Origin of the sequence: Methanoregula sp., assembly GCF_049686655.1 — an archaeon.
In the GTDB taxonomy this organism is placed as follows: domain Archaea; phylum Halobacteriota; class Methanomicrobia; order Methanomicrobiales; family Methanospirillaceae; genus Methanoregula.
In genome coordinates, this window is the sequence record NZ_JBAVIG010000053.1 from 52,025 (window position 1) to 78,804 (window position 26,780).

23 protein-coding genes and 1 pseudogene are annotated in these 26,780 nt (G+C 54.7%); 7 read left to right on the plus strand and 17 right to left on the minus strand.

Annotation, left to right across the window (positions count from 1 at the left end; genetic code table 11):
• Positions 1-140 precede the first annotated feature (140 nt).
• The gene (locus WBL42_RS07055) at positions 141-1,556 is read right to left on the minus strand and encodes an MFS transporter (protein WP_424720568.1); all 1,416 of its coding nucleotides are present in this window, start codon (positions 1,554-1,556) and stop codon (positions 141-143) included.
• 189 nt (positions 1,557-1,745) lie between these two features.
• Between WBL42_RS07055 and WBL42_RS07060 the strand changes: the two genes are divergently transcribed.
• A complete protein-coding gene (locus tag WBL42_RS07060) occupies positions 1,746-2,306 on the plus strand; it encodes a ferredoxin domain-containing protein (RefSeq protein ID WP_424720569.1) in 561 nt (186 codons plus the stop codon).
• Between the two features lie 214 nt (positions 2,307-2,520).
• Complete coding sequence (locus WBL42_RS07065) at positions 2,521-3,600, plus strand: GHMP kinase (protein WP_424720570.1); 1,080 nt, start codon at positions 2,521-2,523, stop codon at positions 3,598-3,600.
• 252 nt (positions 3,601-3,852) lie between these two features.
• Here the strand turns inward: WBL42_RS07065 and WBL42_RS07070 are convergent, their stop codons facing one another.
• Positions 3,853-4,518: a VTT domain-containing protein gene (locus WBL42_RS07070; protein WP_424720571.1), complete on the minus strand. Its 666-nt coding sequence runs from the start codon at positions 4,516-4,518 to the stop codon at positions 3,853-3,855.
• 181 nt (positions 4,519-4,699) lie between these two features.
• On the opposite strand from WBL42_RS07070, the gene WBL42_RS07075 reads away from it, so the two are divergent.
• The gene (locus tag WBL42_RS07075) at positions 4,700-5,554 is read left to right on the plus strand and encodes a PEGA domain-containing protein (protein WP_424720572.1); all 855 of its coding nucleotides are present in this window, start codon (positions 4,700-4,702) and stop codon (positions 5,552-5,554) included.
• Positions 5,555-6,523: 969 nt separating this feature from the next.
• Here WBL42_RS07075 and WBL42_RS07080 read toward each other — a convergent pair.
• The gene (locus tag WBL42_RS07080; protein WP_424720573.1) at positions 6,524-7,150 is read right to left on the minus strand and encodes a class I SAM-dependent methyltransferase; all 627 of its coding nucleotides are present in this window, start codon (positions 7,148-7,150) and stop codon (positions 6,524-6,526) included.
• Positions 7,151-7,412: 262 nt separating this feature from the next.
• Between WBL42_RS07080 and WBL42_RS07085 the strand changes: the two genes are divergently transcribed.
• On the plus strand, positions 7,413-8,207 hold the full coding sequence (locus WBL42_RS07085; RefSeq protein ID WP_424720574.1) for a hypothetical protein: 795 nt from the start codon (positions 7,413-7,415) through the stop codon (positions 8,205-8,207).
• A gap of 5 nt (positions 8,208-8,212) precedes the next feature.
• On the opposite strand, the gene WBL42_RS07090 is transcribed toward WBL42_RS07085, so the two are convergent.
• The 8 genes from WBL42_RS07090 to WBL42_RS07125 all read right to left on the minus strand — a co-directional run bounded on the left by WBL42_RS07090 (position 8,213) and on the right by WBL42_RS07125 (position 18,957).
• Entirely contained in the window at positions 8,213-10,063 is a 1,851-nt protein-coding gene (locus WBL42_RS07090) for an ASKHA domain-containing protein (protein WP_424720575.1), read from the minus strand.
• Positions 10,064-10,146: 83 nt separating this feature from the next.
• Positions 10,147-11,604, minus strand: coding sequence for an acetyl-CoA decarbonylase/synthase complex subunit gamma (gene acsC, locus WBL42_RS07095; protein WP_424720576.1), 1,458 nt, complete (start codon positions 11,602-11,604; stop codon positions 10,147-10,149).
• Positions 11,601-12,845 (minus strand): CO dehydrogenase/acetyl-CoA synthase subunit delta, encoded by a 1,245-nt coding sequence (gene cdhD, locus WBL42_RS07100; RefSeq protein ID WP_424720577.1) that lies wholly within the window; start codon positions 12,843-12,845, stop codon positions 11,601-11,603. The genes acsC and cdhD overlap by 4 nt, the downstream gene beginning before the upstream one ends.
• On the minus strand, positions 12,826-14,229 hold the full coding sequence (cdhC, locus tag WBL42_RS07105) for a CO dehydrogenase/CO-methylating acetyl-CoA synthase complex subunit beta (protein ID WP_424720578.1): 1,404 nt from the start codon (positions 14,227-14,229) through the stop codon (positions 12,826-12,828). Before cdhC ends, cdhD begins: the two co-directional genes overlap by 20 nt.
• Positions 14,230-14,244: 15 nt before the next feature.
• Complete coding sequence (cdhB, locus tag WBL42_RS07110) at positions 14,245-14,784, minus strand: CO dehydrogenase/acetyl-CoA synthase complex subunit epsilon (RefSeq protein WP_424720579.1); 540 nt, start codon at positions 14,782-14,784, stop codon at positions 14,245-14,247.
• A gap of 5 nt (positions 14,785-14,789) precedes the next feature.
• Entirely contained in the window at positions 14,790-17,138 is a 2,349-nt protein-coding gene (cdhA, locus tag WBL42_RS07115) for a CO dehydrogenase/acetyl-CoA synthase complex subunit alpha (RefSeq protein ID WP_424720580.1), read from the minus strand.
• Between the two features lie 234 nt (positions 17,139-17,372).
• The gene (locus tag WBL42_RS07120; RefSeq protein WP_424720581.1) at positions 17,373-18,143 is read right to left on the minus strand and encodes an AAA family ATPase; all 771 of its coding nucleotides are present in this window, start codon (positions 18,141-18,143) and stop codon (positions 17,373-17,375) included.
• A 40-nt stretch (positions 18,144-18,183) separates the two neighbouring features.
• Positions 18,184-18,957 carry an AAA family ATPase gene (locus WBL42_RS07125; protein WP_424720582.1) on the minus strand — a complete coding sequence of 258 codons (774 nt, stop codon included), beginning with the start codon at positions 18,955-18,957 and terminating at the stop codon, positions 18,184-18,186.
• A 209-nt stretch (positions 18,958-19,166) separates the two neighbouring features.
• Here WBL42_RS07125 and WBL42_RS07130 point away from each other — a divergent pair.
• Both WBL42_RS07130 and WBL42_RS07135 read left to right on the plus strand, forming a co-directional pair.
• Positions 19,167-19,331 (plus strand): annotated as a pseudogene (locus WBL42_RS07130) (zinc-ribbon domain-containing protein); the annotation flags it as partial.
• A gap of 333 nt (positions 19,332-19,664) precedes the next feature.
• Complete coding sequence (locus tag WBL42_RS07135; protein ID WP_424720592.1) at positions 19,665-20,189, plus strand: hypothetical protein; 525 nt, start codon at positions 19,665-19,667, stop codon at positions 20,187-20,189.
• Positions 20,190-20,213: 24 nt separating this feature from the next.
• Here WBL42_RS07135 and WBL42_RS07140 read toward each other — a convergent pair whose 3' ends face one another.
• The 6 genes from WBL42_RS07140 to WBL42_RS07165 form a co-directional block, all read right to left on the minus strand.
• The gene (locus WBL42_RS07140; protein WP_424720583.1) at positions 20,214-21,500 is read right to left on the minus strand and encodes a magnesium transporter MgtE N-terminal domain-containing protein; all 1,287 of its coding nucleotides are present in this window, start codon (positions 21,498-21,500) and stop codon (positions 20,214-20,216) included.
• Positions 21,497-21,712, minus strand: a complete 216-nt coding sequence (locus tag WBL42_RS07145; protein WP_424720584.1) for a hypothetical protein — start codon at positions 21,710-21,712, stop codon at positions 21,497-21,499. The genes WBL42_RS07140 and WBL42_RS07145 overlap by 4 nt, the downstream gene beginning before the upstream one ends.
• Before the next feature lie 19 nt (positions 21,713-21,731).
• Positions 21,732-23,000, minus strand: a complete 1,269-nt coding sequence (locus tag WBL42_RS07150; RefSeq protein ID WP_424720585.1) for an NRAMP family divalent metal transporter — start codon at positions 22,998-23,000, stop codon at positions 21,732-21,734.
• Positions 23,001-23,634: 634 nt separating this feature from the next.
• On the minus strand, positions 23,635-23,787 hold the full coding sequence (locus WBL42_RS07155) for a hypothetical protein (RefSeq protein WP_424720586.1): 153 nt from the start codon (positions 23,785-23,787) through the stop codon (positions 23,635-23,637).
• Positions 23,788-23,898: 111 nt separating this feature from the next.
• Entirely contained in the window at positions 23,899-24,570 is a 672-nt protein-coding gene (locus tag WBL42_RS07160; RefSeq protein WP_424720587.1) for a TMEM175 family protein, read from the minus strand.
• 178 nt (positions 24,571-24,748) lie between these two features.
• Positions 24,749-24,955 carry a hypothetical protein gene (locus WBL42_RS07165; RefSeq protein WP_424720588.1) on the minus strand — a complete coding sequence of 69 codons (207 nt, stop codon included), beginning with the start codon at positions 24,953-24,955 and terminating at the stop codon, positions 24,749-24,751.
• Positions 24,956-25,314: 359 nt separating this feature from the next.
• Here WBL42_RS07165 and serS point away from each other — a divergent pair, with 359 nt between their 5' ends.
• On the plus strand, positions 25,315-26,592 hold the full coding sequence (gene serS, locus WBL42_RS07170; RefSeq protein ID WP_424720589.1) for a serine--tRNA ligase: 1,278 nt from the start codon (positions 25,315-25,317) through the stop codon (positions 26,590-26,592).
• The last annotated feature ends 188 nt before the right edge of the window (positions 26,593-26,780 follow it).

A 26,780-nucleotide genomic window follows, 5' to 3' on the forward strand; every position in this document is an offset into this window, starting at 1 on the left:
TAAATTCTTGCATCATAAGGGCACCCAACTTAAAGGCACCCCACTGGAAAACCCTTGCCTTTATTCCGGTTGCAAACCGCCGGTCTGGACGCCACACCGGTGTCATCGGTTTTCAGAAGCAGGTTCCATAAATATATTTACTATTCAGGTGCCGCCTCGCGTGTCTCCTGACCCCGCATCCATGAAAGCACCCCCGCAATACCGATGATGGCAACCGAGGCCCAGAGAGCGGCATCGATTCCCCTGATGAATGCACTGGAGACCCCTCCCACAAGATTGGTGGTGCCAATGAAAACCTCGAATGCCACGTCCCTTGGTATCGAGGCCGCGGAGACGGTGATGGCAATCACGAAACTTCCCAGGATACCGATATTCTGCAATGTTCTCAGGATACCGGATATCCCTCCATAGGAACCCTGCGGGGCATTTGCCATGACGGCACTGTTGTTGGACGGGAAGAACATCGCTGTTCCCAATCCTGATATTCCCGAGGCGATCAGTACGACCCAGAGAGGGGTCGCGACCCCAAGTGTCAGGTAGATGAGGGTGGCAAGGATCAGCATAAGGGTGCCAGATGTCGCAAGCATCCTTGCCCCGTACCGGTCGGAAAGCTTTCCCATGTATGGCGCGAGCAGGCTGCCCACGATATACCCCGGGGTGAGGAGAAGCGCAGCATCGAGAGGCGATAAGGCGCGGATGCCCTGCAGGTACATAGTGATAAGAAACACTACCGACAGGTACCCGAGACTGAGGAAGAATGCCGCCAGCATGGAATACCTGAGGATCCGGTTGCGCAGTGCGGAAAAATCGATAATCGGTCGTTCTGTCTGTAGTTCAAAAAGCACGAAGAGCAGGATGAAGACCGCACCGATACCTAACGCGGCAATATTCAGGGGCGCCGTCCCCTCAGTAGCAAAATCCACGCCGCTGAACGATATGAACGTCAGTGCAGTACCCATCAGGAACATCCCGGTGGTATCGAGCCGGGCATTCACCCGGGTATTTTCTGTCACGTACCTCAAGCCGAGGAGCGTGGCCGCAATGCCGATGGGGACGTTGATGAAGAATATGTATTCCCAGCCTACATAGGTCGTGATGATACCGCCAAGTACAATGCCGAGCATGGCGCCGCTCGACCAGCCCAGTGAGATGTACCCGTACGCGGTTCCCCTCACATTGGGCGGGAACGTGTCGGCAATGATCGCGCCGCTGTTGGCCTGCATGAGCGCACCGCCGACTGCCTGGATCCCGCGGGAGAATATCAGCCAGTAAATGCCCGGGGAAAGGCCGCAGAAGAGCGATCCAAACGTGAAGACGCCAAAGCCGGCATTGAACATCCGGCTCCTGCCATAGATGTCCCCGATCCGGCCGAGCTGGGTTGTGCAGACCGCGACAATAAGGAGGTAGATCAGGATTACCCATAGCGTTGCGATGAACGTGGCATGCAGGGAATCGGAGATGGTAGGGAAGGCAAGAATAACGATAGTTGAGTCGAGCGACCCCATGAGCGTGCCGAGCATGAGGACGAATATGATGATCTTCTGCTTCGTGTCCATTTCGTAATCTTACGAGATATTGACGGAGCCTGTTAATGTACCTGCCGAATAGAGAAATGCCTGGCGAAAAACGGGGATCAATCCCGTACTGCATCCATACCCTGCCATAGTAGCCGGTCTTTTTAATGAACGTAATTGAGACACCAGTATACCGTCCTTTTATTCACCGGAACTGCCAGATATTCCGGTATGACTGCAGAAAAAGACGCTCTCAACATGGTAGCCGGACTCATGATCCTTGCCGCCCGCACTGCCCCGAAAGCCCGGGGCCAGGACACCCTCCTGTATAAGGTGCTCACAGCCCGTGAGATCGAGGCGATCTCAGACTGGCTGGCAAAAGAGGGGAAAAAACGGGATCTCGCCTTCTTTATCAGGGACTCGAAGAACTTTGCCGATACGGAAGCCTGCGTTCTCATCGGGGTAAAAGGGGATGTACCGGTCGGCATCAACTGCGGTGCATGCGGTTTTAAGAGCTGTGCGGAATACTCAAAGGACTACGAAGTAAGGAAAAATCCTTCAACCGATTACCAGGGCCCGAACTGCGCAGTCCGGATGACCGATCTTGGGATCGCGGCAGGTTCTGCCGTGAAGACCGCCCAGATCCACAACATAGACAACCGGCTCATGTTTACCGGAGGCGTGGCGGCGCTCGATCTCGGTTTCCTTGGCAGGGAATGCACGGTTGCCTATGCGATCCCGCTCTCGGCGACAGGCAAAAATATATTCTTTGACCGGGAATCAAAGAAATGAAAATCCCTGTTTTAACCGTTATGACTTTCCGGAATACCTTGTATCATCCTCCTGATTACCCGGGGTGAAACCGGGGCACGCCACCCGTGTGAGGTTCATGCAGGGTAAAGAGCTGCAGTAAGTACAACACAGATCCTTACAGTAAATTACTTCCTGTTTCCGAAACGATACATCACAACCATTTTATCTCCCGCCCCTGACAGTGAATGTACCTATGCCGATCATGAAGATACGTGGCGGCGATCTCGATCTCGTGGAATACGAGTTCAAGGAGTTTGCCCCGGGAAAAGATCTCAAGACGCTGGGACTTGAAAAGAAGGAGTATGAGCTCAAACCCGTGGCAGGAACCGTTCATGTCAGGGCACCGGCCCGTATCCACCTCACGGTCCTGGACATGAACCGGTTCGCACCTGATCACCCGGGCGGGGGAGGTATCGGGTTTGCAATCCAGTGCTACTGCACGGCCGAAGTCGGTTGTACAAAAAAAGAGATCGTCATCGACTATAACCGGGCACCGATTATCCAGAACTTCGTAGCGGTCTTCAGGAAAGTTGTGGGATATACCGGGGGTTTCCGGATAAAAATCACGGACCACGAACACAAGCACGTGGGGCTTGGCTCGACCAGCACGGTAATGATCGCTGTGGCAACTGCAATGAACGAGGCGGTCGGTTCCCCGCTATCCACTACACAGCTCCGCCACCTGATCGGGCACAACTACGTAGAGGAAACCGCGGATGGAAGGATCGCATTTGGTTTTGAGACTGGCGTCGGCCCGGCCGTCAGCATCAATGGCGGCATGGCCGTGATGGGCGATGAACTCTCTCTCGTCTACCACCATCCGTTTGCAGAAGGGAAGAACGTCTTCATCATAATCCCGCCCACCGACACCTCGTCTGCCGGCACGCAGGAGTTCGATCTCCTGATGAACAAGGCCCGGACCCTCGATTACCGGGACCGCGAGCTCAAAGCCTACCTCTTCCTGATGGACCTAATTCCTGCGCTTGAGAAAGGCGATCTCAGGAAAGCCGGTGATGTGGTCTGGGAGATCGAGTTCCGGGGCTCGAAGCGGGCCGAGGTGGAGCACCACAGTTTCGAGATCTACCATTACATGAGCCGGCTTCGGGAGAAGGACCTGGAGTTTGTAGGTATGAGTTCTGTCGGCCCGTCTATCGCTGTAGTCACGGAACGGGACAGGAAAGCGATGGAAAACCTGATCAAACCGCTCGGCCTCAAAATTGCAATTGCCACAAAAGTGGACAACAGGGGACTTGTCGTAACAAAGGAAAAATAATTCGTATTTGCTGTAGTTTTGCGGGAATTCCGGTCTTCCCGGACTAATTTTCACTATACCCTTAACTATCAGATGTATCTTCACAACCATGGATTGGTTCATCCCCCGTTTTTTCATCGGTTCCCGATACATCCGCAACAGGTCAATGGTATTCACGGATTACAGAACTGAGGGCTTACAGCAAAAAAACGGGTTTATGTCCCGTCGGCAGGGATGCTGAAAACAGCGACGATGGGGGAAAACCGGGAACCCTTACACCTCATCTTTCCCGGAAGGCTTTCGGTTCCGGTAAGAAGAGAGCACGCTCCATGCAATAAACAGCACGGTCCCTGCGGTGATAATGAGGACACCGATCATCAGCAGGCCCATGTTCTCCCGCACGACAGGAAAGGTTCCCGTATAGTACCCGGCCAGCACCACCAGCAGCGTCCATGCCGTGGCGCCGAGGATATTATAGAACAGGAACCGGTAGTATTTCATGGACCCTACACCGGCAAGGAAAGGCGCAAAGGTCCTCACGACAGGAACGAACCGGGAAACGAAGATGGTAGTGCCGCCGTATTTTTCATAGAAGCCGTATGTCCTGTCAATGTACTCTTTCTTTACCAGGTTCGGGAACCGTTCGATAAAGACGTGGATTCCGACGTAGTTGCCAATCCAGTAGTTAACAGTGTCTCCCAAGACGGCACCAACAATGATTGCAACGACGAGCCACCATAGGTCGAGGATGCCACTCGCGGCAGCTGCACCGGCAACAAAGAGCAGCGAGTCGCCGGGAAGGAACGGCATGATGACAAAACCGGTTTCCAGAAAGATGATACAGAAGATAAGAAAGTACGTCCACATCCCGTATTCATGTACTACGCCGCTGAAATGCCGGTCCAGATGTAACATGAGAGGAATGATGGATTCGAGCATATCTGCCGGAACTATGCGCCCCGGGCGTATATTAACATGAGGAGACAGGTGAATTTTTACCCGGCTGGTGTAAGAGAAAATACTTAACGACTTCCCAATCGTATAGTTATCCGGTAATGTCCGGCCGAAAACAACCGGCCGCTTTCTACAGTCCGAATACATACAGGACAGGATATACTTTATGGCACTGACACAATCACGCACCCTGCGCTGTGGGCTCATTCTCGTCTGCATGGCGCTGCTGATCGCTGGCCCGGTCCATGCATTTACCGCCAATTCACTGGATATCACGGTCGATAAGAATGGCGATGCTGTTGCCATATTCCGTTTCACGCTCGACGGCCTGATCGAGAATGCAATCCCGCAGTCTGTCCTGCAGGATCAGCTGCAGAAAGGACTTACGACCAGCAATGATCCCCCGCAGCTCGTCTCGATGGACCGGTCCAGCGCCACCCTTCTCTTAAAAAATTTCTCTGATGTGTCTGATGTCCCCACGGGAACGCAGTACCAGACCGCCACCATAGACTTCACAAAAGCGGAGATCGCCCTGAAAAATTCCGCAGTCAGCAGCGTGATCTCAGCCGATTTCTCCCCGGCAAAAGTGACCGTGACGTTCCCGGACAATTATACCAAGGAACTGGATAATGTCGATACGCTCCCTGCGATCACGCACACCGTTGTCGATCCGGCAAAACAACTGGCAGCAGGTTCCGGGTCAACAAATGGCGAGATAACCGTGCTCTCCTCGCAATCGGGCGTCCGGATGTATATGGACGGCACCTACACTGGTGACATACCCTCCAGCTTCATGGATATTGCTCCGGGCCCGCACACCCTGGAATTCCGGAAAGACGGATATACGCCAGTGACAAAGACGATCAACATGACCGCCGGGCAGACCCTCCAGCTCTCGGTGTTCCTCGCCGTGATCCCGCCGACCGCTACGCCCGGCGCCCCCGGGTTCAGCGGGATCCCTGCCGGCATTGCGCTGGCATTCTGTATCATGGTACGGATGAGGAAGAAAGGGGAAGAATAATACCTGTTTTCAATTGTTTAAATAACGCACAGTGGATGGCAGTTGAATTAAAAATTGCTCTGTAGAAAACCTCATAATCGCTGACGCTTTTATAGACTTTTGCCCCCGCCGCTATGGCATCCCCCGGTTGCAATGACTATTGTATTACCTGCCATTTGACTCGGGTCATCGCACTGCGCCCCGTCCCCCACAGAGGACTGGTGGCGCAAGAGGGGGGCATCGCATCTTCGAAAAAAATGATTTCTACGGAGCATAAAAGTGTAAAATCCAACCGGGATACTTCGGTTTTCTGAAAATTGTTGGACGAGATTATAATTTAATGCAAGAAGGAAAATCGTTCACATATCCACAAAATTCATCATAACATGATTCCTGGGAGTCAAAGACAAACGTAAATGGTTGGATAAGATATTCCCCGTATTAATGCAGCCGAAGGGAAAGTTATCCCGGCCCGGTATTCCGGACCCCGACAGAGGCCTGCTTCAGGTTAAGGGAAGTGTCAGGCGATGGTGACTGAGCTGCCATGTCCCCGGTCATCGCTATCTGAACTCGGGCGTAAGATCTGGAGTGCCATTGCACCCGTTCGGACAACTGAACTCGGTATGGTAGTAGACTTCGCCGGCGATCGGCTTTACTGAAGAAAAAAATATGGTTCCACAGATTTTACATTTCAATTCTCCGGTATCAGAGTTGATGAGCAAGGTGGTCCTGTGAGACATGATCTTCCTTTACCTCCTGTTAGTCCGCCGGCCTTCAATGTAGATTCTTATTGCGGGGAAACAGTCCTGTTGTAGTTGAGTTTCCCTGTCGTGTCAGATGATACGATGGAGGTTTCACCAGTGAACTATGAGTGAAATACAGAGCAAAACAATATATTACAATCTCTTTGAAATTTTTAATACCGGTATAATCCCCCGGGATACCGGAACCAATTCTGGTTCATAAGGGGGGTTTCCTTAATGCGAGAGGTCAGCTCTTTTTGGCAAAGATTCCTGTGATCTCAGAACGGACGTACTCCATTCCCTTCACCCTCATCAGCCATGAACAGGTACCTGTGGATTCTGCAACAAATCCTGTGAAGAGATCGACAACTTCCCGGCCGGTAAAATAATGGGTCTGTATCCCGTTTCCCCGCAAAAACGTCCCGGGCCCCGTCTCCTTTCCCTGGCCATACCGGAAGTCCCGGGTTGAGAAATCCCGGAAAAAGACCTGGCCGCCAGCCCTTGTCACACGGGAGATTTCCTGCAGGGCAGAGGCCCGGTCCAGAGTGGAGATGTGGCCAAGGACATGAAACGCACATACGGCATCGAATGAACCGGCACAAAACGGCAGTTGCCGGATGTCTGCTACGGCAAGAGTTATTTCAGGTTCCCCGGGAGATGCATGCCGTGCAAGCTGGAGGGCACGGGGAGAGATGTCAATGCCGGTTACGTTCCACCCGCGACTTCTCATGGCAGACAGTGTCTTGCCATTACCGCATCCAAGTTCCAGGACCCGGGCACGGTTCGGGAGGTCCGGCAGTAAATGCACTGCTCCTCCCCACAGGGGGCCCCGGGAGGCATAATTCTCTTCCCAGCATTCCTCACCTGACGTCATCAGCACTCCTTTCCGTACCCTGAATATTGGTGATACTGGCAGATACACGTATTGAGGGGAGAACCAGTTTTGACAGGGAAATAGTGTATTCTTTTAAAAAAATCTCAAAAAACGCCCGGTCTTAACAGGCAACTCTACCAAAGCACTCATATAACTGCATATGACAACATATACTAAGACTGACGTTCAGACGAACAATATACGGGATATCCTTGCTGCTCGGATGCTTTTACCGCAAAAAAACCGTTGACGGGGCAGAACCATGACAGAAGTGGTCTACCATGAATACCAGAAGGTGGGCAAGAACCACATCGATCATTCTTACCTCGTAGATGTCGGCGATGAGATCGAGATCCAGCAGGTCATGGAATACAAGTGGAAGGTTTTCGACAGCGTTATATTGAAACCACCCCACCCGAAAACCCGGTACTTTGAACTGGTGATCAATGAGTTCCGGGATAACGAAACCTCCCTTATTGACGACCTGCAGGTTTACCCGGTGATTGCATCCAGGTCGCCGGATTTCAGGATCCTTGGCATCACTCTGAAACGGGGAGACTGGAATATCACCGACCGGATCTATAAAAAAGCCAACACCACGGAGATCCAGTGGATCTACACGGATGACTTCCACCTCTTCGCCATTACCCACGCCCAGGACCAGCTTGATGTGATGGTGGACCAGATTGTTGGAAAGATTGACGAGATTGCCACCTCGATCAAGACCGGGTACCGGGTCTATTCCCACATGGAGAACCAGAGGATGCGGCGCGAGGCTTTCGATGCAGTCATCGAGAGCCAGAGCGGTATCACGATCAACAAGACCGCGGTGCTGAAGCACCCCGAATTCCAGCTGATCGCCGAACTCGGCGAAGGCGACCGCAAGAAGATGCAGGACGAGATCCTCCGCGACCTTGTTGCACTCGGTGCAACTCTCGACACATTCGGCGGTTCCAACAAGATCGTGGCAAAGATTGAGATCCCCGAGAAAACCGATATCAGCAGCCAGATCTCCCATATCGAGGAGCTCCAGGACCTCGGCTGGCTCTTTGAATAATGGTTTTACCGGGGAAAATATTCCGGCCTGCCCGGGATGTACAGTGCCGATGCATATTCCTCGATAAAATCCGCGTCCACCAGCAGGTCAATATAAACCATCTTCCGCGCCACTTTCTGTGCGTCCTGCCGTTTCTTCCGGGAGACAAGTGCCGCTGCTGCCCCGGAGAGGGAACCGTTCCCGATCTGGTGGAATTCGGCATGGAAGAAATCCGGGATGATGCCAAGCTTCACGATCTTTGTCGTGTCTGCATAGGCACCGAACGCGCCAGCAAGATAGACATGCCGCACATCGCCCACACGGACCCGGTATTTCTTTAAGAGCACACCTATGGAGCCGCAGGCAGCTGCCTTGGAATCCATGAGGTACGCCAGATCATCGCGGGTGATCACGATGTCCCGGCCGGTAGCTGTCCGGTCTTTATTCACAAGCACAAATTCGAGACCGTCATCCACGGTTCCGTCATCGTTACCGGCACGCCGGCGGACACCGGTTTTTCCGTCCACCAGCTTTCCGGTGAAATCCAGGATACCGGCACCGGCCATAGCGGCCGCAGCATCGATAATACCTGACCCGCAGATCCCCTTTGGCCTCTCATTGCCGATCGTGGTCCATGACACATTACCGCCAGCGGGATCGATCGTAACATGATCGATGGCCCCCTTCATCGCCCGGAGACCGGAGGAGATCCCCGCCCCTTCGAACGCTGGCCCCGAGGCACAGGAAACCGATGCCATCCACTCTGCGTTACCGAGAATCACCTCGCCATTGGTGCCAAGGTCAACGACAAGCGAGAGTTCATGGGATGTGTACATACCGGAGGCAACGGTATCCCCTACTGCATCGCCGCCGATGAACCGGCTGACATCGGGAAGACAGTAAACACAGGCATTACTGTGGACATGGAGGCCCAGCGTCCGGGCCTCCACGACCGACGGGGTGCGGGGGATATCGGCATTCGCGATCTCGAGGATGCCCGGATCGTGTCCGAGCAGAAGATAGTGCATCACCGTATTTCCCGCAATGCAGACATCGTTGATATCATCCGGACCAATGCGGGCAGCTGACACGAGCTGGCTGATGACCGCATTGATGCTCTCGGTTGCCGCAAGCTGGAGCCGGGCCTTTCCTCCGGGTCTTTTGGCAGCAGCAATCCGGGTCAGCAGCTCTTCGCCATAGGTGATCTGCCTGTTCAGTGCCGAGGCCTCCGCACAGGTCTCTCCCGTGAGAAGGTTGACGAGGAGGCCGACAACTGTTGTTGTGCCAAGGTCGATGGCAAGACCATAATTTCTCCCGGTCGTGTCGCCGGCTTCGATCTTCATTACTTCCGGGTAACCGGTTGACCGGGTGATCGTAACTGTCATGAGCCCGGTACTTCCCGCCATGAGATCGTGCTGCTCCTTTGTCATGTGGGGACGAGGGCCGGTATAGTCCAAAAGTTTCAGGGACCTGTGACCGGATTGGTGGCCGGCAGGTGTGGTGAGGAGGGGGTGTTTCGTGACAGATGGTGCGAGATCGCGTGCACCGCCGGTATATGCCTGAAGGATCTTCGGGGAATCGATCCGGCTCTCGACCGGGATGATGAACTCGCAGCCCCCGAGCACATGGGTCTGGCAGGCACGGCAGTAGTGCCGGGAAATTTCCTCGGGAGTGAGACCCTTGAGGGATTCCGGGGACCCTGCATCGCAGTCCCCCTGCAGATGGATCACCTTGCACTTGTTGCACTCCCCCCTGCCCCCGCAGATGCTCTCGATCTGTATCCCGGCGGACCGGATCGCCTCAAGGACCGTGGTCTTCGCCGGAACCATTGCATCTTTTTCCATGGGATGGAAGAGAACACGGATCAGATCAGCCATTATTCATCCTCATTTGCGGAGCCGCGGCATCTCCTTTTCGGGTGTCGGCCCAACGCCATTGCAGATGATGTAGTCCGCAGACACTACTTATATTCGTTTTCAGGCTGCCAGTGTTCCCGGAGGAACTGCGGGATCCCTGATGAGTCCTTGGGGCCGACCAGGATCTTCCACCCGGTGGCTTCCTCGGTCTCGCCACTCAGCCGGGCAGCAAGGCCCGGGATGATCAGGGTCGTGTGGCTGACCAGGCTGCCGACATCGTAGTTTTTCAGTGCATGGGAGATCGCATCCGCGGTAAAATACCGGCCCGCCACGGCACTTTCCACGCTCAGTCCCCCGGTGTCGACTACAATCAGGTAACAGTCAAGGTTTGCCGCTTTGATATCGGATTCGACAGTGAAGTACGTAAGGGCATAGTTGGTAGTGATGAGAACCGGCGAGCGCGGATCCGGCCGCCCGAAGGTTTTCACACCGGATTCAACTGAGACCGGTTTCCGCGGATCCGTGTAGAGGTTGAAGCGCCAGATCAACTGCGGCAGGAGCACCCAGCCGTCCATGCTGTGCATGATCAGCATATCCGCGTACCGGGAAAGAAGGATCGAGGCGGTGATCGCCTCATTCCACTTGAGTACGTCTTCCGAGAGCTCCGCACCGGTCCAGACGGTGAGTGGCACACCAAGCAGGGGGAAGCCGAAGAGTTCGTCGAACTGTTTGCAGGCAGCGGCCCGGATTTCCGTGAAATTGGATACCGTATCTGAGAGCCCGTCATCAGCGAACGTGCCAGGATCGAGGACGAGATCGTGCAGGCCGTACTCCATAAGGGTACGGACAAGGGAGCGGAGCAGGGCGGGATTACCCGGGGCAAAGACTGCAAGCGGCACCTTGTGTGCCAGTGCAATCTCGGCCATCTGTTTCCAGTTCGCCTCCGTTGCCGCATACATCAGCGGCCGCCTGCGGCTCACCTCGGAAAGACCCGCCTGCATGACCGCGGGATCCAGGGTGCAGAGGATCAGGGGCAGGGTGCTGGCTGCTGCAACCCGCTGAACGGCCCGGCTGAATATCACAGGATCACCGGATACCGAACGGATGGCAATCGCGTTCAGTACGAGCGTGCGGCCTATGTAATTATAGGAGAACTGCTCGATATGCCGGATCCGTTCGAGCAGTTCTGCTTCCGGCATGAGATCGTGCACGTCAATAGCGATGGGTGACGGATTGTGGTACGTGAAGTCATGCCGCTGGAGTACATACTTGCCGCCGATCATGATCGCCCGGTCACCGGTCCCGATGGTGACAGTGCGCACGGGCGGGGCCATCAGGTGCGAAAGGTTCTCAAGGGAATCCTGGTACTCGAGCGTATGGAGCGGCGGGCAGTCGGCAAGCATGAGTTCGCCATTGACAAGGCGCGTGGCAAAGGCCATGCAGTTTGCCTCACGACACTCCCCGCAGTTTGTCTTCGGGAGCAGTTTGTACGCATCGATCGGGCTTATCTCCTTTATGCTCTTGCGCTTCTTCCCGACAGGGGGGGGATTGTCAGGGCTCATAAGCGCACCCCCACCCAGTCCGCAATCTGGTCAGGCGATGCAGTACCGGTGTTGCCAAGACGGGGGATCAGCTCCTTGAGGGTCAGGACCGCTGCCGGGTGCATCATCAGGAAGAGATCGATCCCCGCAAGGAGAAGGGTTATGGCATTGATCGTCTCCCAGACCGGGCCGCGGAGCTCCCGCGAACCAAAGACCGGGGGCATCTTCATCCAGGCTTCCCGGGCCGCCCAGGCATTGGTGGCAGCGGAGATCACCGGGTGGGCAAGTTCGTTATCGCCCATCAGTGCTGCATACCGTGCCCGCTCGTGAATGGTGAAGGAGTACTCAAGGCCATAGCCGAGAGCAACTGTGGTCAGGTCCATCACGACCTGTTCCGGGGGGATGTACTCGTAGAGACGCCGGTTGAGCTCCTTGGCGTTGTTCAGGTCAAGGCCCGTAAATGCAAGGAGCACGTGACCGTGGTCCTTGGCGGCGGTAGCCACCCGGCCAAGGGTCTTTGATGTGGCCATGTCCAGCGTCACGGAGTTGATGAGCAGTCGCTCCCCATCGGCCATCTCGGCAACGGCCGTGAATACCTCGGCATCCTTCTTCGGGTCGCCGCACCCGCCAATGATGAGCGGGACATCGACTGCCTGAAGGATCTCTTCCACGGTCTTCACGGCAGTGGCCGGGGACGCGTTGCGGAAGAGGGGATCGGTGCTCATCAAGTGGATAGTGACCACATCGGCCCCGAACTTATTCACATTCATCTTCGCCCATTCGGCAGGATCGTCCATCACGTCAGCCACGTTCTCGCGCAGCACCTTGGGGAGGTTGACCGGCATGTCGAATACATCGAGCGAGATCACCGGGGAGTGGACCGGGGGCCGGGTGCGATCGAAGTAGGCAGGCATTGTCGCACCGCCGATAACAAGGGAGTGTGACCGGCTGCCACCTTCGGCTTTCGTGGCTCCGAGGGTGACTTCGCGAATCTTTCCGGGGAAGGAATATGCCATTGGCGTGTAGGGTTCCCGGATCAGATCGATCGGTTTCGTTGCACAGGAGTGGGACAGGGCGGCGTGTGCAGCATTCGTAGTCCCGAAGCCTGTCGTGGGGATAAAGAGCTCCAAATCACCGATCTCCATGGAGAAATGCTCAAGTTCTACCTGGTGAACACCATCGAAGAGTTCCCGGAGCTGGGGTGCAAGCGCCAGCAGGATCTGGTCGGGGGTGACTGGGGGTTTACTGTTTTTTCCCGTCATGGTGCCCACCTCCCAGCAGCGATGCCGGCCGCATCGGCTGGATGATCACTTTCTCGGCCGTGATCTTCGCGTTCTTCAGGATGATCCGGAACCCACCGGCCGTAATGGGGATATCCCCCCCGGAGAAAACAGGGATCGATGAGTTTTTTGTGTCGGAAGCCTTTGATTCCGCTTCCCACCGGGCCGTAACCGGGTGATGGTGGTCCCTGAGGAAGACCTTCAGCTCCTCAAGCGTTTCCACGTCTTTTTCTGTTGCGATTGCAGGGTAGACCGCTGCAGGAATGTAGTCCCGGAGACGCTCCCGGGTCTCGTGCGGCATCCAGACCACCCGTTCGTACCCTCCGTCGGCATGCATGAATTTCGTGGACCGCATGTACTCGAGCGAGATCCCGTGGAAGCCATCGATCTGCCGGCCTCCGGCTGTGGAGTCAGCCATGGTAGAGAAGGCAAGGCCGTTCACGGTCACGTTACGGTACCCGCGGAGTACGAGCCCGAAACCGTCGACTTCCGGGATATAGAACGCGATCCCCTCAAAACATCCGCAGGACGTGTGAGGGTACCCGAAGGCCGAGTAGAGGTAGACCCGGTTCACCTCGCCCATAGAGCGTTTTTTGGCGCTCTCGTTGATGCCGGTATATTCCCCTTTCTCCGGATCGATGCACTGGCCCTTTTCGATGGCAAAGATCGGCCCTTTGGGGTCGATCCCTGCCGCAGCCCTGCCGTCAAACCAGCTGATTGCACCGCAGTTCGCATAGCGCTGGGGGGTGATGACACAGACATGGGTAGGGGCAAACGACTGGCAGAGCGCACAGCCGTAAAACGTATCGACTTCCTCGTCTGAGAGACCGCGGGCCCGTGCATCCCGGGTCTCGTAGGTTCGCATCGCATCTGCGTACAGCGGGCGGATTGCTTCAGGATCGGTGATGAAGCTGATCTGGATCTTCTCGATGATAGGAAGTTCGTTCCGGAAGAGTTCCTGCATCACTTCGCCGATGATCCGGAAGGATGTCAGCCCTTTCTTGTAGGATTTCTTCGAGAGCCGCACCCAGATATCATACCGCTGGTTGAGGTGCATGAACCCCTCGATATAATTGCAGTATTCATGGATCCGTCGCTCGACCACACCTTCGAGGTCGGGCTCGACTTTTGCCCCACAGATCTCCACGAGTATCCCGAGGGGATAGTGTTTTCCTTCCTCCAAGGCGGAGAGGTCAGGACCGATGATGGTAATGGCACCATCCGTGATCCGGTCGGCAGGCCGTACGCGGACAATCTCGAACTTCTCCTTCTCTTCAGGACCGCCGAGTTCCACCTGCATGTCGTTCTTGCGGACGCGCTCCCCTTCATGGACAAGGCCTACTTCGACCGGGATATGCTCAAACATGGTGTGCTCCGTTGGTTAATCCCCGAGGTTCGTAACGATCCCCTTGAGGTTTGCCGCCCAGTCTTTTATGGTACTGTTCGGGAATGACCAGCTCGCATTAGGCTGGTATACGCAATCGAGGGTCATGGTCTTGACCCCGGGCGCAAAGTGCTTGAGCCCGGAGAGAATAGTCCATTCCATGGAATAAGGCAGGCCTACAAAGATCGCAAGATCGTATGAATCTTTCCCGTCCAGGCCTTTCCATTCGGTATCGGTCAGCCGGTTGCTGATATCGATTGCTGTCATGATCGCAGCCGGTTCATATTCCCGGGCAAGGAACTCCTTGTTTGTGCTGGCACTGACAACGATCGGGATCTTCGCCTTCTTCGCAAGTTCAATCAGGCAGTCGATCAGGAAGTTGCCTTCAACCTCATATTCAAGGATCCCGTGGCCCACGATCATGATCGGGCGTTTTGCCCTGCGGATCATCGCATCGGCGATATCCGGCTTGATTATGAGTGAAGCCTTCTTCGGGCCCGGGATCTCCGCAGTCTGCCAGGATTCATTGAGCGGCATGGCGATCACACCTTCTTCTTATGAATCATGCGGGGCAGGAGCGTCGGGTCCGGGATCGTGCCTTCTTTCCAGCCATGCTCGTCAAGGTGCATGACAATCTCGTCCTTCATGGTCAGGGGGATATCTGCCTGTGTCCGGACAAGCCGGAATACATCCGGGGGGATTCCGCCAACCAGCCGCTTGTGCAGATCGATATAATTGGCCAGCTTGTTCGCCCGACCCTTACTCGTGTCATTGGGGCGCATGGTCAGTTTCGCGATCATGACCATCGCCTCTTCCTTTGTCTCAGCTGCAAAGAAGAGATGCTCGGGAACCGGTCCCCCATAAACGCTCTCGCCGGTCCGGGCATCAGTCACAAACCAGTCGGCATCCTTGTCAGCCCGGCCAAGCAGCATACGCCGGTATTTGGTACCATGGGGACCGACCACTACGGGAATCCCGAGGCGCCAGAACCCGGCCGCGATCGCCGCCGCTTTCTGGGACATCGCGCCCCAGGCAACACCGACCGCACCGACGCGGTTATGAACGTAATCAGCGATCTCCTCGTAATTGCCCCGGAGAGGACGTTTGGCAAAGATGCTGGCGATCTTGATGGCGGCACCGGCAATATGGGCATTCGAAACACATGAGCCGACATTCACGATGCCGCCAGCCTCAAAGCCACCCGGATACTGTTCGTAGGCGGTCTTCCCGTCCTCATTCCGATACATGCCGGCCGACATTGCAGAGCAGCCGGAAGTACAGACAATATACCGGCGCCTGGCAAACTCCATGCACATCTCCGCCACTTCACGGGAGCCTTTCGGATAGTTCGCACACCCGACAAATGCTACAACGCCGGGGATCTCGCCGAGCACGATCGGACCGCCTACTTTGCGGATCTCCACATCCTGTATTGCACCCCGGCCGGTCCGGATGCAGTAGCTTTCCTCACGGGTCTTCCGGTCAGCAGCGGCCACAATGAGACTATGGATCGGGATCTTCTGCGTACAGGCCGGTTCGCACCTCCCGCAGCCGAGGCAGTCATCGTAGAGTTCGTCAAGCAGGGAGAGGTTTCCCCCGGCTGCGGCCTTTACGGCCTGGGCAACCGGGAGATCGTTCGGGCATGCACGCCGGCAGAGCATGCACTGGGTGCATTTCTTTGCCCATTCGGCCAGCTGGTGGCTGGTGGGCAGGGCAGAATGCTTCTTCCGCTTCGGGGCAATGGCTGCTGCCACCCGGGCCGCAACCTCCCCGACTTTCTTTGTATCGAGGATGAGAGCGCCGGGAACCGAACCGTTCACGAATCCTTCCACGATATCGTCAACAGGGTCAGCAGTGCGATCGGGCAGGCCAAGACAGTTCTTCTCGCTGGTCGCAATGAGCGGGGTGCGGATGTGTGCCGCTTCCTGCAGGGTATCGGTCCGGACACACTGCTCGTCAACAACAATCACATCCGGCACACCGCTCCGGATATAGCGCAGCTGCCACGAAATGGGGCCGATGATCTTTGCCTTGTCCGAGTAGCGCGTGAGATCGAGGGCAGTGCAGCAGATGCCGGTCACTTCGACCGAAGACGACATCCCGTTGTCCCGCAGGTAATCGATGATCGCCGCAGCCGGGGGCACGTTATGGCCGATGACGAGAATAACAGGCTTTGACGTGTCGACAGTACCGAGGCCCAGGTCGGCAAGCGGGGTTTCGGGTTCGGCACGGGGGAACCCGAGAGCTGATACCTGTGCGATATCTGCGACCTCCATGCCGAGATGGTCGATCATTCCTGCATGGAAGATCTTCGACTCAAAATCAAGATTGTTGCCTTCCTGACCGGTGTGGGTCACGGCGAGAAGCTGGGTGACCTGGTTCTCACAATAGTCCAGCACCGGCTCGAGGTCTCCCAGCGTCTCCGGTTTGATGCCGGTGACAAGCCGTGTGATCGGGGCTTCCACTTCCACACCGACTCCGCCGACATTGATCGGGCAGTCCCGCCCGGCCCGTTCAATCACGTAGGTGAGCAGCTCCCGGGAATGACTGATATGAGTGGCTGCACCGATGCAGGCCGTGATAAGCACCGTCCTGGACTGCTGGGCCGGCATCGAGATACCGCAGGCTCCGCGTTTCGTTCCTGTCAGATCACATTTTCCGTACGTGCAGAGGCAGCAGAGGTCACAGAAAGGGAGATAAAACGGTTTATAGCGGCTGAGGAGTTTCTGGTCCCAGGGTCTCAGTGTGGTGAGAGAGGGAAATGGCGTAGGGCCCATGGGCTCATCCCACCGTTCCTGGTTGATCGCACCGATCGTGATACTGAGATCCCGGAACTGTGCAAGATCGGATGTGATCTCTTTGATCCTGAAATGGACTCCTTTTTTGTTCACCACGACGCCACCCTGAGAATTCATCTATACATTGAGGGATAAGCAAAATAAGGTTATCGAAGAAGGCATCTCAAATACCACCCCGTCGTCTTTTCGAAACATCATGAAATCTAAGAAGTGACAGTACGGTAAGATTCACTCTACGTATCAGGAAAAATTCCTGCTATTTTCTGCCCGGATGAAGTTAAAACGTCGGTCTCTCGTAAGCGGATCTGATTATAAAATCCGTAAACACTAGGGAGCATCGGGAAGGGTATCGAGCATAGAAGCGATTGAGCGGTAAGCAGGAAGACCGAGGGGAAGGTCCAGCAGGGACTTGCCGGCAAGAACCTGTTCCGCCAGGCGTGTATCTGCCGCAATTTTTCCAAGATAGGGAAGACCGGTTTCATCTGTGGCACGGGTACCGAGATCTGCCGGGAACCCATATCCTCCGACGATGTAGAGCCGCCTGAACCGTATTCCCACTTCTTCGATCACGCGGTGGGCCCGGCGTACGTGGGCAAAAGATTTGCTCGAAGGGCCCATGACATCGAAGATCGTGTCCACGTTGCTTGCGATCTTCCGGTTCAGGTGCTCGAGACCGCCAGGTGAGTCGATCAGGATGTACTCGTACTGCCGGGTGATGGCGGAGAGTGCATTCTTGAGAGCGGCATCCGGCATGCAATAACACCCTTCGATCCATTTGGTGCCAACAGAGAGGAGATCAAACTGCTTCCCTTCGTACAGGCCCTCCTGCCAGATCCGGTTCTCGATCCGGGTGGAGGGAGGTATGCCGATCGTTGTTCCGCCGGTCGTGATGAATGTCTCCGAAAGCAGTTCCGCAACAGTCTTCTTCCCGGCGGATTCCGGATCCACGCCAACCATCTCTGCCAGGTTCTGGTCCGGGTCTGCGTCAACGAGCAGCAGGGGGGTTGCTCCTTTCTCTATGAAGTACCTGGCCATGAGCGAGACAAAACTTGTCTTTCCAGTGCCGCCTCGTCCCATGGTTACGAAGGTTTTTGTCATGACTGATCTCCTTTCATCAGGATTGCAGGGCGGGCCGGGATCATGGCTGTCCCAAAAGCGTCTTTGCAAGTTCCCTGATCGCTTTGATCGCCCCGGATGCGGACGCATCCAGCGGCTCCCCGGTCATACCGGATTCGGATACAGCACGGTCAAACGGCACCCGTGCAATTACTGTAAGGTTCTGCTGCTCCGCAAACAACCGGACTGCTTCCTGCTGCCGTTCGTCAGCGATCCGGTTTGCGACAAGAGCGATGGTCCTGATATCGGATTCCTGTGCCAGCCGGCAGATGTTCGCGGCAGTCTCAAGGGACTTCAGGTTCGCATCAGTCACTGCAAGGAGAATATCTACATACTCTGCCGTCGCGCGGCCGAGGTGCTCGATCCCGGCTTCCATGTCAAGGATGACCACTTCTTCACGCTCGACCACAAGGTGGCGCATCAATGCCCGGACCACGGAGTGTGCGGGGCAGGAACACCCGGACCCCATTGCCTTCACGGTCCCCATGACCAGGAGGCTGGCACCGGAAGGAGTGGGGACCGCGTACCTGCCGATAATATCGTCGACAGTAAACGAGAGCCGGAAGACCCCGGAATAGTCTGTGCCGGTCTTCAGCCGGACCAACTCCTCGTTCTCTGCGATCGGTATGATCGCTTTGGCTTGGTCAGCAGATAACCCAAGGGTTATGGCAAGGTTGGGAGATGAATCGGCATCGATGGCAATTACCGGATGACCCGCGAGGACGAACTGTTCCGCAAGGCTGCCCGCAAAGAATGTCTTTCCCACGCCGCCTTTCCCACACACTGCGATCTTCATCCGTAACGCCCTGCCATCAGGTACCGTTTTTCCGGAAGATAGATTATTGCATAGCGGACGTCTTCCGGGGGTGCACGTTCAGGTCCCCTGCCGGTGTCGTGCTATCGATCAACGGGTAAAACCATGCGGGGGATTTTTAACCTCAGGTCAGATACCGTACTATACTGGATCCACAGTACCGGGTCGCAGGGGGCATGAGAATTTCCGGCATGAAAAAGAAGAGGCAGACCATCTGCCCTCGGTGCAAAAAACCGGTTCCCGCAACAACGGTATTTTGCGAATACTGTGGTGCCCGTGTTGCCCGGCCACCGTCATGCTCACTCTGCGGCACCCTTCTTGCACCGGGTTCCCGGTTCTGTCCCTCCTGCGGGACACCGGTCAGTACCAGTCCGGAACAATCAGAAACCATGTCGGAACCGTCACAAAAATTGACCGACACTGCTTCACATCCCCGCAAAGAAAGTGCGGTAGTTGTGCCAAAAACACCGGAATGTACCATTAGTGCCGTTGAGAATACCGGTGAGCAAAAACTTCAGGATATGCCCGGGAAAACCACCCCGGGGCCTGCTGCGGATAGACCGTCGGCCGGCAAAACGCCTGATAGCCAAAGCCGGGCCACCATTACAATTGTCCCGGATCCGGACACTAATATACTGTCCGGACCCGCTGGGCTCCCGGTTTCAAAGATAGTACCTTACAAAAAACCGGTGGTAATCCTTATTGCGATTTTATTCATAACCGGACTAATAATTTTTGGGTACATAATACGGTTCCCGGTCCTTGGTTCTCCGGTCGGTTCCGGGACCGGTGCTGATCAGTCCGCCGGGGCGTCACAAATCCTTCCGGAATCTTCTGTAGCATCCGATCCGGAACAGGTTACTACAACCCCGACGATCGCCCTTCCTGTTTTTTCACCTGAACCTGGTCAGACCCAGGTACCACCCGGTAAGTTCCTTGTCTATTTCCAGGCAGAACGTGATCCCTTCACAAATATCGTCTCGGTCCTGTTCATGGGAGGTAAAGGCCAGGCTGCTGTACAGGACGTGGTTGTCCGGCTCACCCGTTCAGACGGGCAGGTACTCACCGGGACGTTCAAGCCGCTGCAGGCCGGCAGTGGCGTGGAACTCCAGGGAACGGAAAAAGCCGATCGCGTTGAAGTGACCGTGCATTATTACACGGGTGACACATACACCGTCATCAACCAGACGTTTGAATATAAAAAACTGGTATGATCCGATCAAACGCATACTTCAAAATTATTCTACGAAGTGGTGGGTGAGGTTCATCACGTCACGGTACGGGATAACGCCGACGAGCCGGTTCTCATCATCGATTACCGGAAGAGCACGGAATCCGTACCGCCCGAATTCCTGTGCACCCTCCTTGAGGGTACTCCCGGTCGAGAGGCTGATCACGTTCTCGACCATGACATCCCGGAGGAGTGCCTTGTCATCGGCCTGCAGGAGCTCCTTTAAATCGATAACACCGAGAAGGTGATCGCTCTCGTCGGTTACGTAAATGTACATTATGACATCTTTGTCCCGGGCATGGCGCGGGTAGTCATTCTGGACATATTCTACGGTCGTTTCAGGAGGGAACTTCAGGATTTTCTGGGTGGTATAATGGATTACCTTCTCTTCCTGCCGGTTTATGATAGCCTGAACCTTCCTTGCGCTTTCGGCGTTCATGGCATCGAGGATCACATGGGCCTCCGCTGATGGCAGGACTGACAGAATGTCAGCAGCCTGGCCCGGGGTCATATCGTTGATGAGCTGGACTACCTTTTCCGTGGAGAGCGAGGAGATGATCTCGCGCTGCACCTTCGGTTCGATCTCTTCAAGCGTATCGGTCGCCTGCTCGTGATCGAGCGAGGAGAATACCATGACCCGCTGGTCGTGATCCATCTCTTCGAGAATGTCCGCCAGATCGACGGGATGGATCTCTGAAAGGTTATCTTTTAAGATGTTCAGCTTGACGTTGCCCTTGAACCGGCCAATATTCGTCGGGAGCGGCTGGATACAGGTCCAGGGGATCATCTGCTCTGCCTCAGGGTCCGCTGATGAATAGAGGATCTTTGCGAGGAACCCGAACCCGAGCCTCCGGAGACGGGCTGCCTTTCCGGTATCGACATCCGTTACATACAGTTTCTTGTTCCGGAGGATGAGCCGTATGTCGTACACCACCTCAACCTCATTCTCTTCGAGGTCGATGACTTTCTTGTCGAGGACATAATCACGGAGGAGGATGACATCCTCGGCCGGTTCTGCCTCGTATTGCCCGGGGTCCCCGATAGTGACCTCGATTCCTCTGCCGGTCAGGGTATGGACGTACTCCCACGGGATGAGGAGGCTCGGGTTGCCGAACGACCGGGTGACATACAGGGACCGTACCTCGGGTACCTTTGCAGTCTCTGCAATGACCAGATCGTTGAGTGATCCTATTTTTTTCCCGGAGCGGAGGACGGGGACATTCAGGATATCGGAAAGGAGGATCTCGAGGTCTCCCGCAATCGCAGTATTGTTCGTGTTATCCTGCTGCATCATGCACCCCCGTGAATGATTGTCCAGAACTTGTACACAAGCAGGATAACAAGAAAGATGAGGTATAACCTGAGGAGGAGAAGGGCGAATTTCGCTCCTCCCGACAATTTGATCTTGGGCGTTGCATATTTCTGGTTGATACTACGGATCTTCCCGGTAGATTCATGTATGATACTTCCGATCTTTTCCCCGAAGACGCTCTCAATTGCTGCCATTCCTGTACCTCCTTTTCCCTCACCCGAACATATTCGGGAATAGTGTGCTGATACCGTACAGTGAAGACACGACGATGATGCACACGACTATTGTTATGTTTGCGATATTGTCAAAGCGGGTATTTTTGTATTTCCCCATGATCTCTTCGTTGTTCAGGAGGATGATCAAAAATACCAGCGCGGCCGGCAGAAGGGTAACTGCAATCACCTGCACGAACAGGGTGATAAGGACCAGCGGAGCTCCCGGTATGAGTACAACAGCCCCGGCGGTTACCAGGCCGAGGAAGTAGAATATGTAGAACCAGAACGCCTCTTTCACCTTGTAGTTCAGCGAGTGCGCCCACCCGAAGACCTCCCCGAATGCCCACGAGTTTGTGAGTGCGATGCAGATTGCCCCAAGGAAACCAGCATCGAAGAGACCTATGGCGATAAGCGTCCCCACCCACGGGTGCGTTCCCATCATGACCTGGGCGGCCTGGGCAGCGCTATCGATGTTCATACCGTAGAGCAGGGTCCCGGTCACGATGATAATGAAGACCGCGACGAGAACGGTGAAGAAGGCACCGACAACCGTATCGAACTTCCCCCACGGGATATCCTTTTCTTTCATATTCTTGTCGACAACGGCGCTCTGCTGGAAGAAGATCATCCAAGGCGCGATCGTTGTCCCGATGTTTGCCATCAGTAAGAAGAAGAGTTCACCATTGAACCCTCCCGGAAAGTTGGGGACGATCCCGTTCCGGAGGATATCAGGTATTGAGGGGTGGACGAGGATCGCCGCCGGTATGTAGATGAGATTGACGAGACAGAACGCCATGGTGATCTTCTCCCACGTCCAGTACCGTCCTGACAATACGATGCCGAGCATTACGAGGACGACAATTGCGACCGTGACAACGGGGGATATACCGAAGATGCTCAACGCAGCGGTCATGCCGATGAACTCGGTGACCATCGTCAGCCAGTTGACCACGGTGAGGTCGCAGAGAGAGAACCATCCCCAGAACGAGCCGAACGCACTGAATATCGCCTCTGCGTGCCCGTGTTTGGTAACGGCTCCCAACCGTACGGTCATTTCCTGTACAAAATATGCGACAGGCCCGAGCAGGACGAGGAACCAGATAAGGCTGTACCCGAACTTTGCGCCGGTTGCGGCGTACGTGGTAATCCCGCCCGCATCGTTATCAGCGATCATGACAATGAGGCCTGGTCCGGCAAGCAGCAGGTAGATCTTGATGGTCTTGATGATCTTGCTGTAATTGAAGTATAATTTCGAGAAGAGATCCATGGTATGCCTTCCTTTCCTGGTTTGTTTTAGCCCATTGTGTCTGTCATCCCCCCATTCGATCTCGTGCGATCGGACGGCAGTTGAAGAACGTTGTCCCGGATGGCCGGGAACATTTCCTACCGCTAAACAGGTGGACGCCGTAATCATATATAATTACCGTTCATGGCGGGCTTTTTTTTGTTATTGTTGACGTTCAGGGCCACGGATTTTCATCGCGAGTAAGGATTTGCTTTAATTATCCAAATGGAACCCGTATTGGACGATTTTAATTTTTCTATTGAGAATATAGAGGGAGATCCTTTTTCTTCATTCTTACCAATAATTATTCAGTATGAAAACAGGCGCCAGATCAATGCTGGTTGTCAGGGAAAGTCCCGTCAGGAGGAATGCTGCCCGTCACATTAACAACCGGATGTACCGGGGGTTCCTTAGCCGGCGCACCCATCATGTTTAACGATAAATCCATCGTCCCATCCTCCTCTTTTGTGGCGGACCATCCCTGAAACTATACGAGTGCATTGATAACCGGATTATCAAGGAATGCCCACGTCCAGCAATTTTTTCGGGTCGACCGGACTGATCCCGTTCGCTTCTCTCCTCACCGGCTTTTTCCCGGGTTTTCTCCCGGCCTTCGCTACCGGTGCGGGCGCATCCCAAGATACCCGTCTCCTGCGATCATGAAATCGGGGTAATAGGGCGATGTCATGAAGAATATCACCCGCCCGAGCGCGAGTGCGACAGGAATCGCGATCCGAAATCCCCGGTTCGGTGCCGGTCCCCGCTTCATGCGGCACATCCCTTGCGATTTCTCCGCGCACAGGTTCCGGCCCTAGTGGCGATTTCGGCAATTTCGACAAATGCCAGCTCCCTGCGCATAATCCCGTTTTTTTGCAGGCGCTTATTCGGTTTGATCAATGATGGGAAGATCATTGCGATAGAACTCCCGCCCGAGCCACCAGAACAGGATGCCGATCAGGAGCCAGGACAATTGAGCGATATAGACATTGAACGCAGCAATACCGATAGAGATCAGGTACGTAGCAGATCCGAGGATACCACGGATGATATAATACTGGACAGTCACCTGAGAGAGATCAGGATCCGAAAGCCGGCGGCCGCTGGTGGCATGGTACCAGAGGGAGACAAGGATCAGGCCGGCCAGTGCCTGGGTAAACGCATAGAAGGCCACTGCCGTCGGTACTCCGGGGTACTGGATAATGAGGGTGGTCTCAAACGGAATGAGCGTGATGAACAGGAGAAAGAGCAGGTTCAGCCAGAGCAGGGTCCGGTCCGCCCGGTTGATATGCTGGAAGATCCGGTGATGGGATACCCACCAGTTGCCGATGATGATGAAGCTGATGATATAGATGAAAAATGTAGGCCACTCGCTCAGCAGTCTGATCGGCAGTTCGACCGTAGCGTCGTTCTGGGCGATGGCTGGAACAGCAAGCGAGAGCACCATCAGGGTGATGGCAATCGAGAACACACCGTCAGAAAAACTGATCACCCGTTCAAAGTTTTTAAAAAACATATACTGGGTGCGGGGGTCTTCCGGATTGGCATATTTCATGAGATATGCATCGGTGTTTTTCCCGATTAAGGTTTTTGATACAGGTGAAACAAATCGCCTTAAAATAGAGATAATTACGTGATATTATAGAACAGAAATTAAAAGACGTCTGACCTGTACGCAGAATTTCTGGTCTCCTGCTACCGGGTATTTGGTCAGCAAGTGGGAGACACCGGGATTACCATTTCTTCTTCCGGACCGTCAGGATCTTAAGGAAATTAACAGCCGGGCACTCGGACTTTGCTGCTGCGGCACGCTCCGCAGAATCCACCGTGCAATAGGTACCGGTCTTCAGCTTCCTTGAACATGCCGGGATTCCTGCTTCATTTCCTTTCCCGGGATCAGACCCGGCCAAATTTTTACAGATATAGGAAAATTCTGCCATTGTGCCTCATATTCCAGATTACAACTATTTACTGATAAAGAATTGTCAGGATTCCAGCGAAAATAAAACACCCCTTGACAACACATGAGGAGGAAATGCCGGCCTGCGTCATAATGCCTGTCAAGCTGCCAGAAGAAAATGCCAGGAGATAATGTAACTATGCCAGATATTTTTCTGACCACTGCAAGTATGAGGTGATACAACGATACGACAGTTCTCCGGGGGATATACAACATGGCAGGAATATATATCCCCGGTTTGTGCATGCGAAAGCATTTCAAGGTTGCAGGGGGGGAAGGCGATAAATGAGAAAACGCATAATATAGGAGTATAAATTCCGAGGACCAGAGGAATCACGCATGCTCGATATCAGGTTCGTACGGGCTAGCCCGGATATGGTGAAGGCCGATCTCAGGAAACGCAATGACACGCAGAAAATTGCCTGGGTCGATGACCTGCTTGCAAAGGATGCCCGGTCCCGCGAACTCAAGGTTGCGACCGACCAGCTCCGGCAGCGCAGGAATACGATAGCCCGTGACATCAATGCGGTAAAAAAGGCAGGGCAGGATGCATCGGTCCTGATGGCAGAAGCAGCTGCGCTTCCCCAGAAAATAAGGGAATGCGATGCCGAGCAGGAAGAGATCAAAAATGCCACGCGTTCATACCTGATGCGCCTCCCCAATATCCTGCACGAGAGCGTCCCTGTCGGGAAAGACGATACGGAGAATGTCGAGATCAAGCGGGTCGGGACACCCGGGATATTCCCCTACGAGATCAAGAACCACGGGCAGCTTGCTACTGAACAGGGCTGGGCGGATTTCGAGCGGGCTGCCAAGACCTCCGGCGCAGGGTTCTATTTTCTGAAGGGAAACCTCGTCCTCCTTGATATGGCGCTCCAGCGCTATGCGATCGACCTGCTGGTGCAGAAAGGGTATACGCCGATCATCCCGCCGTATATGATAAACCGCACTTCCTACGAGGGTGTCACGGATCTGGAAGATTTCGAAAAAGTCATGTACAAAATTGACGGTGACGATGCTTACCTGATCGCAACGAGCGAGCACCCGATCGGCGCGATGTACCAGGACGAGATCTTTGAGGAAAAAGATCTCCCGCTCCGGCTGGCCGGGATCTCGCCATGCTTCCGGCGGGAGATCGGCGCGCATGGCCTCGATACCAAGGGGCTGTTCCGGGTCCACCAGTTCACCAAGGTCGAACAGTTCGTATACTGTAAACCCGGGGACTCGTGGCAGATTCACGAGGAACTCCTTGCGAATGCCGAGGACGTGTTCAAAGGTCTTGAACTTCCTTATCGCGTGGTTAATATTTGCACCGGGGATATCGGGACCGTGGCTGCGAAAAAATATGACATCGAGGCATGGATGCCGCGCGAAAATGCGTACAAGGAAGTAGTTTCCTGTTCAAATTGCACGGCATACCAAGCAGTGCGCCTCAATATCCGGGTGCGCGACAAGAGCAACTTTGAGTCAAAACAGTGGGTGCACACGCTTAACTCAACGGCGATCGCCACCTCACGGGTTCTCCGGGCAATTCTTGAAAATTACCAGCAGGAAGACGGATCTGTCGTCCTGCCGGATGCGATCCGCCCGTACATGAACGGCCGCAAATTGTTGTGATTGGGCAGGAGCCTGATGGGAGGGCTTACAAACACTTATTTTATTGAGATAACGTAGATAGATAGATAACGTAGATAGATAAATAACGGAAAGTGGTTTTATGGCATATCCTGATCTTTACAGCGACGAATCTGTCGTCCTGAATGCACAAAACATCAAAGTTAAATCAGTTTCATTCGAGGCAATTC